We start from the raw sequence: 10486 nt of genomic DNA, 5'->3' as shown, positions 1-10486 counted from the left end.
ACTAAAGCCAAAAGATTCGTTTTATTACAGTAGTTTTAAGTTGTAGATGGTATAAGCCCTGAAAGGGCGAAAGCAGAATATTTTAGAGTTGAGAGCGGCCTTAAGCTCGTTTTTTTATTTTTCCGGAAACAGACTATTCAGTAAATAGGTCAGCGCTGATGCCGTCAGTTTGGAATTTGGCATTTTCTGATATTGTAATTACATTTCCTTTAACCGACATTTGTCCTCTATCGATATAAAGACTGATTTTTCTCTTCAGCTCATTTGAATATATTGTGCCAAATTCCTTTTCGATTTTATCTAATGAAATACCCCAAATGGTCCTGAGTCCGGTCATTATATATTCGTTAAATCTGTCTTTGGTGCTAAGTTTTTCTGTTTCAAAGTAACTGTCAGTTAGCAGGTTTTCGAGATATTTTTTGTTATTTGCAAAATTCCATCTTCTGGAATTACCGTCGAAAGAGTGTGCCGACGGTCCTACTCCCATGTATTTTTCTCCTTGCCAATACGAACTGTTGTGTTTAGAAAAATAGCCCTTTTTTCCAAAATTAGATATCTCATATTGAATAAAACCCTGTTCTTTAGTTTTGTCGATCAGGATTTTAAAGTCGTCAAAAGCCTTCTCGTCCGAAACGTTAGGATATTTGCCTTTTCTGATAAGAGCATTTAGCGGTGTTTTTTCTTCAACAGTTAATGCGTAGGCTGAAATGTGAGGTATATTCAGTTCAAAAGTTCTATTCAGGTTATATATCCATTCCTGTTTGCTCTGATTAGGTAAGCCATATATTAAGTCGATAGTAATGTTGTTGAATCCCGCATCCTGAATTAAAGGAATGCAATTATCGGCTTGAACTTTGTTATGTGCCCTATTCATGAATTCCAGATCTTTTTGATGAAATGACTGGATTCCAACACTGAATCTGTTTATAGGAGTTTGCTTAATCTCTTTTACTTTATCCAGTGTAATGTCGTCGGGATTTGCCTCAATGGTTATTTCAGGATCAGAAATAACCCTGTAGTTATTATATATTGCATTGAGAATTTTCTCCAGATCTGAAGTGTTTAATATGGAAGGAGTTCCTCCTCCAAAATATATTGTCTTTATTGATTCATTTAGTTCCGTTTTTCGGGATTCTAACTCAAAAATTATGGCATTAATTATCGCGTCCTTATTTTTTAAGGATGTAGTAAAGTGAAAGTCGCAATAGTAGCAACGTTGTTTACAAAAAGGTATGTGTATATAAATGCCGGCCATTGTTTAAGTAAAAAGATAAAAGACAAAAGATAAAAGATACCTGCCTGCGTGACTCAGTCAGGCAGGAAAGATAAAAGTGTACCCTGGATCAAGTTCAAAGTTCAAAGCTGTTAATATTTATATTTCTCCTGCCACATTCCTTTTAAATATTGTCGGAGTTTATTTTCTCCCTGATTGTTACCTGGTTCATATAATTTTTTTCCTCTTATCTCATCAGGCATATATTCCTGTGGAATAAAATTGTTTTGATATGAGTGAGGATATAAATAGTCTTTGCCATAATTTAAATCCTTCATCAGTTTTGTAGGTGCGTTGCGTAGGTGAATCGGAATTTCCAGATCTCCGGTTTGTTTCACTAATTGCTGTGCTTCATTTATAGCCTGATATGCGGCGTTCGACTTTGGAGAAGATGCCATATAGGTAACACACTGACTAAGAATAATTCTACTCTCGGGAAAGCCTACTACATTTACTGCCTGAAAAGTATTGTTAGCCAGCAAAAGTGCATTTGGGTTGGCATTACCTATATCTTCCGAAGCCAGTATTATCAACCTGCGTGCGATGAATTTTAAATCTTCACCTCCTTCAATCATCCTTGCCAGCCAGTATACTGCCGCATTAGGATCGGAACCTCTTATTGATTTAATAAAGGCCGAAATAATATCATAGTGCTGTTCTCCTGTTTTGTCGTATCTAACTGCTTTGGTCTGAATTTTACTTTTTACCAGCTCGTTAGTTATCTCGATTTTATTATCAACAGCCGAATTTATCAGCAATTCAAATATGTTCAGTAATTTTCTTCCATCACCTCCCGATAGTCTCAGTAAAGCATCATATTCCTTAATTGCAATATCTTTTTTCTGAATTAACTCATCCTGCTTAATTGCACGGTCTAACATTTCTATCAGGTTCTCTTTCGAAAATGAGTTTAGAGTATAAACCTGACACCTGGATAATAGCGCGGGAATTACTTCGAAACTAGGGTTTTCGGTAGTAGCACCGATTAGTGTCACCCAGCCTTTTTCGACAGCTCCCAAAAGCGAATCCTGTTGGGATTTGCTGAAACGATGAATTTCGTCAATAAATAAAATGGGGTTTTTAGCGGTGAATAATCCGGATGATTTTTTTGCTTTGTCGATTACCTCTCTGATATCTTTTACTCCGGAGTTGATAGCCGATAGAGTGAAAAAAGGTCTGTTCGACTGTTCGGAAATAATCTGCGCTAAAGTTGTTTTTCCTGTTCCGGGTGGTCCCCAAAATATCATTGAAGGAATCAAACCACTCGCTAATACCTGACGTAAGACACCTGATTTTCCAACTAAATGATCCTGACTAATATAATCGTCCAGAGTTTTGGGGCGTAACCTTTCTGCAAGAGGTTGATTATTCATTATTGTTTAACTGTTTAATGGTTTCTTATGAGAACTTTTCAAAATTAGTAATTGAAATACCGTTTTGCAATTGAATTGACCGTAATAAAACAAATCTTTTTACTTTATTTTACAGTAAATTCAAATCCAAAAAGGTATAAATGTGAGTTCCGGTGTTTTTTCGAAAAACAATCGTGTAAAAAAGTTTTATATTTGAGGGAATTTAATGCAAATGACAAACGAAATCCAACATAACAATAATTCATACTTCACAATACCATTGTATTTTGTGTTGTTGTTGTGGCTGGTGAAATGGGCGGAATACAAGTTTGGTCTTGATTTGGCAGTATTTGGAGTAAAACCTCAAAGCTTTTCAGGACTTAGAGGGGTGATTTTTTCACCTTTTCTGCATGGCGATACAACCCATTTGTTTAACAATTCTATTCCGGTGTTTTTATTGTCGATGGCACTGTTTTATTTTTATAAGCCCATTGCCTGGAGGGTTCTTATTTTTTCGTGGGTAATTAGCGGTATGCTTACGTGGTTTATTGGAAGAGGTAACAGTTACCATATTGGTGCCAGTGGTGTTATATATGCCTTAGCCTCATTTTTGTTTTTTAGCGGTGTAATCAGAAAACATCCAAAGCTGATGGCTATATCTTTAATAGTTACATTCCTGTATGGAAGCATGGTTTGGGGAATATTTCCAAATAAAGTTGAGGTTTCATGGGAAGGCCATCTATCCGGAGCCTTGGTCGGATTGTTATTGGCAATTGTTTTCAGAAAGATAGGGCCACGTAAAAAGAGTTATCACTGGGAAGATGAAGAGCGTGAATTAACCGAGCATGAAAAATATCTTGAAGATTTGGCTTTAAAAGCCGGTGAGGAGGAAGATGAAAGACAAAAGATAAAAGATGAAAGACAAAAGATAAAAGATGAAGGACAAAAGAGAAAAGTTTACCCTGAGCATAGCCGAAGGGATAAAATAGAGGAAGAAGTAAAAAATATCCCCGATAAGTTAAGTCACAAGCCTGTGAAATATCATTATAAGCCTAAGAAAGAGGAATAGAGCTTTTCTATAATTTTATTTTTTACTGAGAGCCTGATATTTTCTATATTAGAAATGGGCAAAACAATCATAGCAGTACTGGTAAGAAAAGCACTTTCATATTCTGATATATTTTCGAGCTTTATATCTGTTTCCTTAACTTCAATATTAATTTTATTGGCAATTTCTATAACTTTTTGTCTGGTTACACCATTTAGTACTCTTTTTACTTTTGAAGTGTAGATTGTGTTATTTTTCACAAAAAAAATATTTGACCTGCTTCCTTCTGTAATTATATTTTCAGAATTGACCAATAATACTTCGAATAAATTATTGTCAGCAATTTTTTCATTAGCAATTCTTCGAATTTTGCTATTTGCAATTTTTGCATTCGGAATTTTTCTTTCGCCAAAACATAAGCCAACATTTACACCATTCTTATATTGTAGTTCTGTTGGGAATATTGATTTTGTGAAGTACAATAAGTAATGATTGAATTTGTCTTCTGAAAAGATTAAGTCGAGGCGGATATTATTCTTCACAAAACGGTTTGCGTTAGCTAGTTTTGTGGTATGATTCAAAAATTCTTCTTTACAGGGTATATTTTTACTGTTGAGTTTTTTTAACTCTACAGATTTTAGTAATCGTTTATAATGTTCATCAAAGAAAACAGCACTGTTGTTTTCCCAGGTAAAAACTTCGTAAACAACAGTACTGTTTTTTGAATTTAGTTTTATCGGCTGATCATCTATTTCAAGTAATCTACCGTTAAAAATATAAGCGTCTCCTATCATTTTAAAAATGAATTATATCATTTATTATTTGAATTTACTGTAAAATAAAACAGAAAGATTTTTGCCTTAATCGATAAAGAAAATTTCAGCATCTTGGCTCAGCCTAGACGGTTAAATTTTATTTTGAAGAGTAAGGTAATAAGATTCGTTTTATTACGGTCAATTCAACTCATAGATGGTATTACATTCTCTGTCTTACAACTTCATATAAAACTGCTCCACAGGCAACGGATACATTAAGCGATTTTATATCGCCAAGTATTGGGAGCTTTGCCTTGCGATCTGCGATTTTTTGCATTCCGAGAGTTATTCCTTTTTGCTCGTTACCCATTACAATTGCTGTTGGTCCTGACATATCAACATCGTAAATGAAATCGTTTGATTTTTCGGTTGCAGCTATTACCTGTATGCCCGATGACTGCATGTAGTATACAGTATCTTTTAAGTTGTCTACTTTACAAATAGGGACGTTAAAGATTGCTCCTGTTGCAGTTTTCATAGCATCGGCACTTACCGGAGCAGAGCCTTGTTTAGGAATTATTATCCCGTTTACTCCTGTGCATTCGGCAGTTCTTACAATAGCACCAAAATTTCGAACATCTGTAATCTGATCAAGGATAACGAAAAGAGGGTTTGCTCCACTTTCCTGAGTTTGTAATACCAATTCATCTAAAGTAATGAAATCTACCGGCGAAATAAAGGCAAATACTCCCTGATGGGTTTTGCGGGTTAACCTGTTTAACTTTTCAACAGGAACAGTTTTTGATTCTATAGAGTGTTTTTTGATTAAATCTTTTAATTCTGAAATTAAATCGCCTTTTAATCCTTTTTGGATAAAGATTCTATCAAACGTTACTCCAGCGTTTATCCCTTCTATGATAGGACGTATCCCGAAAATTGAATCAGTTTCGATTCTTCCTTTTTCTGCCATTATAAATTTAATTTTTGCAAAGTTAGGGTTATTTAGTGAATATTGATGGATTCTGAGTTGGAGAGATTAATTTTTGGCAGGCGGGCCGGCCAAAAAAAATCACAAAAAAAGCACCCTAAAAAATAGAGTGCCTTTAAATTTTATAAAAAACGGTTGTTTCTTATTCTGCTGCTTCTGTAGTTTCAGTTTCAGCTTCTTCTCCTTCTTCTTCCTCATCCGTTGCAGTTGCGTTACGAGATATTTTCACCTGTGCAACAACAACGTTATCGCTGTGCATGATAGCAAAATTCTCTGCTTCTAACTGACCAACAGTTGCTTTACTTCCAATTCTCAATTTAGTAATATCAACATTGATTAAATCCGGAAGATTAGCCGGTAAAGCTTTAACTTTAAGTTTACGTAAGTTATGACGTAGTGAACCACCATTCATAACTCCAATAGAATTCCCAATCAATTTAGTAGGAATGTCCATTACAACCTCTTTATCTTCGAACAACTGATAGAAATCAATGTGAAGAATCGCGTCTGTTAAAGGGTGAAACTGGATGTCTTGCAATACAGCGTTAATTGGATCTTGTCCTTCCAATTCAATGTTTACTGTAAGAGCATCAGCTGTATAAACAACGTTTTTGAATGATTTAGCTGGTGCTGCAAAGTGTACAGAAGTTTCTCCTCCGTAAACAACACAAGGTACCTGCTCAGCATTACGTAGGGCTTTAGTAGCTCTTTTTCCCACGCTTTCTCTTACCTGGCCTTTAATTGTTATCGACTTCATTTTAAAATATATATAATTAATAAAAAATACTTACATAATAAACTTAGAGCTGATTGAATCGTAGTTGTGAACACGCTTCATTACGTCAGCAAATAAGGGGGCGCAAGATAGCACTTTTATTTTGTTATTCTCCTCTTTTTGAGGTATTGTATCCGTGACGATTAATTCCTCTAATACAGAGTTGCGAATTCTATCGTGGGCCGGGCCTGATAAAATAGGGTGTGTTATCATAGCACGCACGCTTTTAGCGCCTTTTTCCAGCATCATTTCTGCGGCTTTAACAATAGTTCCTCCGGTGTCGATCATATCGTCGACCAGCACAACATTTTTGCCTTTTACTTCGCCAATCACTTCCATTTTGTCTATCACATTGGCTTTTTTACGCTGTTTATAGCAAATAACTACATCAGACTGCATTTGTTTAGCATAGGCATGTGCTCTTTTCGAACCACCCATATCAGGTGATGCAATAGTCAGATCCTCAAGGTTCAGATTCTCCAGATATGGTAAAAATATGGTTGATGCAAAAAGATGATCAACAGGTACTTCGAAGAATCCCTGAATTTGGTCGGCGTGAAGATCCATTGTCATTACTCTCGTAGCACCGGCAGCTATTAATAAATTTGCTACCATTTTAGCTCCAATCGGAACTCTGGGTTTGTCTTTTCTGTCCTGACGTGCCCATCCAAAATATGGCATTACAACTGTAATCTTTTTTGCAGATGCTCTCTTAGCCGCATCAATCATCAGTAATAGTTCCATTAAATTATCTGAGGGTGGATTAGTAGATGCAATAAGGAATACTCGTCCTCCTCTAACAGTTTCTTCGAATGAAGGTTGGAATTCTCCATCACTAAATTCAGAAATAGATACCTTACCAAGATCTTTTCCGTAGTGTTTTGCAATTTTTTTTGCAAGTTCCATGCTACCTCTGGCAGCAAATAACTTAGGTTCCGGCTCAACAGGAATAACTGACATTTTTTTGAATTAAGTTGTGTTATGTTTTTATAAAAATACTCTTATCTGAAATTAAAGATTAAGCGTGTTTTAATAATGGGCAAATTTAGTTAATCTTTTTTATTCAGGAAATATAAAGTAACTATATATAATTGAAGGAGTATTTATTAAATTGCATTCGCTTAACTTAGATTTCAGTCAGATGTTAAAAAAGAAACTTCCGGATTTAAAAACGTACCAGTTTGGAGAGGTTGCATTTAAACGATTAATGCAAAATCGCATATACAAGGTTTTAATAATTTGTTCTAATTATGACTTTTATATGCTTGAAGAGGATGGTAGAATCGATGAGCAAATATTTAACGAGTACGTTGATTTAAACCTTCGGTATCCGCCAACATTTTTACACGCTAACTCAGGTAAGAGGGCTCTCAGGATTTTGGAGTCTGAAAAAATAGACTTGGTAATTACGTGGTTAGATGCGGGGAGTAAAAGATCGTTCGAAGTGGCCGGTCAGATAAAAGATTTCTATCCAACTGTTCCGATTGCGGCGTTGAGTCACTATTCAACTGAGCTGAGGGAAAGACTGGACAGGGAAGATACAAGCTCAATAGACTATGTATTCCACTGGAGTGGGAATGTTGATATTTTTCTTGCTATTATTAAACTAGCGGAGGACTCCATGAATGCTGAACGTGATATTCTCGGAGTAGGTGTTCAGGCTATTCTTCTTGTTGAGGATTCTCTTAGATTTTATTCTAACTATCTGCCCAGTTTCTATAAAATCATCCTTACTCAGGCACGTACATTTATGACCGAAGGTTTGAATGAGCACAGGGCAATGATACTGATGAGAGGTAGACCAAAAATTCTTCTGGCAACTAATTATGAAGATGGTGTAGCAATTTTTGAGAAGTATAAGCACAATCTACTGGGGGTTATTTCTGATGTAAGCTATTTTAAAAATGGTGTTAAGGATCCGAGAGCCGGTTTTTATTTAGCTGAACACGTACGAAAAAGGGATAAGTATTTTCCTTTTTTGTTACAGTCATCCGATAAAAAGAATGGCTATATAGCAGAAGATTTAGGAATTAAATTTTTGTATAAACATTCGGAACGTCTTTCGATTGAGCTGAAAAAGTTTATTACGGAATATTTTTCGTTCGGGAACTTTGAGTTTTGGGATCCTAAGCAAGGTAAAGTGGTGGATATTGCAACCGATCTTAAAAGTTTGCAGAAGAAAATACGCTATGTGTCAATGGAATCTATAGTTTATCACGCTAAGAGGAATTCTTTCTCGAAATGGTTAAAGTCTCGTGCGCTATTTCCGATAGCTAATCTTTTTAGTGATATAGAGTTTGAAGATTTTGATGAAAACGATCACGTTAGGGAGTATCTTGTTGAGGCGATAAAAAGTTGTAGGATATTCAGGTCTCGTGGTGTAATTGCAAAATTTAACGGTAATAAATATGATGAATTTCTCGGTTTCTCACGAATAGGAGAGGGGGCACTGGGAGGAAAAGGAAGGGGACTGGCATTTGTAGATTCTTTCCTGAAGAGACATAAGCTTTTTGCAAAATATCCGGGAATCACTATTTCTATTCCGAGGACTGTAGTGCTAAGTACTCAGGTTTTTGATGAATTTATGGAAAGTAATGATCTTTTTGAATTTGTAATTCAGGAAGATCTGAGTGATCAGGAAATCCTGGATAAGTTTATTACTCACGATCTTCCGGATTGGGTAATGGAAGATATAAGAGTATTTTTAAGTGTTTCTGACCGTCCGGTGGCTGTTCGTTCCTCAAGTGTTTTAGAAGATTCGCATTATCAGCCTTTTGCCGGAGTGTTTGCCACGTATATGGTTCCTTATGCTAAGGATGATATGGATAAAATGGTAGAGATGGTTTCGAATGCCGTAAAATCGGTGATGGCATCGTCGTTCTATGTGGATAGTAAAGCGTATATAAAAGCAACTTCGCATAGTCTGGATGAGGATAAGATGGCCGTTATTTTACAGGAAGTTACCGGGAAAGAATATGGTAATGTATACTATCCCAATATTTCGGGTGTGGCCCGATCCATAAACTTTTATCCAATCGGGAATGAGAAGGCCAAAGAGGGAATTGCCAATGTAGCTTTAGGATTAGGTGAAATAATTGTTGGGGGAGGAAGAACTCTGAGATTTTCTCCGTCGCACCCCAAAAAGGTGTTACAGCTTACTTCGCCCGGAACAACACAGCGTGATACCCAAAAATACTTTTTCGGATTAGATTTAGATCCTAAGAGTTACCAGGTTTCTACCAGTGAGGCGGTGAATAAAATCAGAATACGAATTAAACAGGCCGAAAAACACGGTTCATTAAAGTTTGTAGCTTCAACATACGATTTGCAGAATAATACAATCAGACCCGGAGTTAATACTGATGGTTTAAGGGTGATTACTTTCGATAATGTGTTGAAATATAACACTTTCCCATTGGCTGATATTTTACACGATTTATTAATGATCGGGCAGCGTGAAATGCGAAATCCGATAGAGATGGAGTTTGCAGTTAATCTGGATGTACCCAAGGGACAGAATAAAATATTTAGTTTCCTGCAAATCAGGCCCATTGTTGAAAGTAATGATGTGATCAATATTGTTCCTAATAATTTGAATTTGGATGATAGTATAATCTATTCCGAATCGGCATTAGGAAACGGGAAGTACGATCATATAAAGGATTTTGTGTATGTTAAGCCGGAAAGTTTTAATTCGGCAGCTACAAGAAATATAGCAGAGGCTGTAGAAAAAATAAATAAGAAATTTGAAGAGGAAGGGAAGCAGTATATCCTGGTAGGTCCCGGAAGGTGGGGTTCGAGTGATCCGTGGTTGGGAATTCCGGTTACCTGGTCGCAAATATCATCAGCAAAAGTAATTGTTGAGTCAGGATTGGAGAATTTTAGGATAGACCCTAGTCAGGGAACGCATTTTTTTCAGAATTTAACCTCATTTAAGGTTGGGTATTTTACGATTAATCCATTTATCAAAGATGGTTTTTATGATATTGATTATTTAAACAATAAAGAGGCTGTATATGAGGATGAATTTCTCCGCCATATTGAGTTTGACGAATATCTTACCGTGATTATTGAAGGCAGGGATAATAAAGCTGTTATACTCAAAGAAGGTGTGGAGATTAATCAGGCAGAGGAAGAGGAGATGGATGAGTTGCCTCCTGAAGGGTTTATGTAGGTGTATGAATTCTAAACCGACGCTAGGAGGTTACTTCGCTGGCATAATTTTACATTTTGGATGCTCAGTGAATATTATTTCAGCGAGCCTGCCTGACGGTAGGCAGGCAACCGTTGAAAAA

Annotated in this window: 8 protein-coding genes; 2 read left to right on the top strand and 6 right to left on the bottom strand. The window is 36.2% G+C overall.

Annotation, left to right across the window (positions count from 1 at the left end; translation table 11 throughout):
* Positions 1-133: 133 nt before the first annotated feature.
* Positions 134-1255 carry a radical SAM family heme chaperone HemW gene (gene hemW, locus ABFR62_10690; protein MEN8138887.1) on the bottom strand — a complete coding sequence of 374 codons (1122 nt, stop codon included), beginning with the start codon at positions 1253-1255 and terminating at the stop codon, positions 134-136.
* A gap of 110 nt (positions 1256-1365) precedes the next feature.
* Positions 1366-2646 carry a replication-associated recombination protein A gene (locus tag ABFR62_10685; GenBank protein MEN8138886.1) on the bottom strand — a complete coding sequence of 427 codons (1281 nt, stop codon included), beginning with the start codon at positions 2644-2646 and terminating at the stop codon, positions 1366-1368.
* 211 nt (positions 2647-2857) lie between these two features.
* Here ABFR62_10685 and ABFR62_10680 point away from each other — a divergent pair, with 211 nt between their 5' ends.
* Positions 2858-3694, top strand: coding sequence for a rhomboid family intramembrane serine protease (locus ABFR62_10680; GenBank protein MEN8138885.1), 837 nt, complete (start codon positions 2858-2860; stop codon positions 3692-3694).
* Here ABFR62_10680 and ABFR62_10675 read toward each other — a convergent pair.
* From ABFR62_10675 to ABFR62_10660, 4 genes are all read right to left on the bottom strand, one after another.
* Positions 3670-4467 carry an aminotransferase class IV gene (locus tag ABFR62_10675; GenBank protein ID MEN8138884.1) on the bottom strand — a complete coding sequence of 266 codons (798 nt, stop codon included), beginning with the start codon at positions 4465-4467 and terminating at the stop codon, positions 3670-3672. The two genes, ABFR62_10680 and ABFR62_10675, sit on opposite strands and share 25 nt — an antisense overlap.
* Positions 4468-4648: 181 nt before the next feature.
* Positions 4649-5398, bottom strand: a complete 750-nt coding sequence (gene rlmB, locus ABFR62_10670) for a 23S rRNA (guanosine(2251)-2'-O)-methyltransferase RlmB (protein ID MEN8138883.1) — start codon at positions 5396-5398, stop codon at positions 4649-4651.
* A 160-nt stretch (positions 5399-5558) separates the two neighbouring features.
* Positions 5559-6173 (bottom strand): 50S ribosomal protein L25/general stress protein Ctc, encoded by a 615-nt coding sequence (locus tag ABFR62_10665; GenBank protein MEN8138882.1) that lies wholly within the window; start codon positions 6171-6173, stop codon positions 5559-5561.
* A gap of 30 nt (positions 6174-6203) precedes the next feature.
* Positions 6204-7151: a ribose-phosphate pyrophosphokinase gene (locus ABFR62_10660; GenBank protein MEN8138881.1), complete on the bottom strand. Its 948-nt coding sequence runs from the start codon at positions 7149-7151 to the stop codon at positions 6204-6206.
* 181 nt (positions 7152-7332) lie between these two features.
* On the opposite strand from ABFR62_10660, the gene ABFR62_10655 reads away from it, so the two are divergent.
* Positions 7333-10365, top strand: coding sequence for a PEP/pyruvate-binding domain-containing protein (locus tag ABFR62_10655; protein ID MEN8138880.1), 3033 nt, complete (start codon positions 7333-7335; stop codon positions 10363-10365).
* The last annotated feature ends 121 nt before the right edge of the window (positions 10366-10486 follow it).

It is taken from the genome of Bacteroidota bacterium, from assembly GCA_039714315.1.
Taxonomy (GTDB): domain Bacteria; phylum Bacteroidota; class Bacteroidia; order Flavobacteriales; family JADGDT01; genus JADGDT01.
The sequence above is the reverse complement of the archived record's forward strand: the minus strand, read 5'-3'. Positions and strand labels throughout refer to the sequence as shown.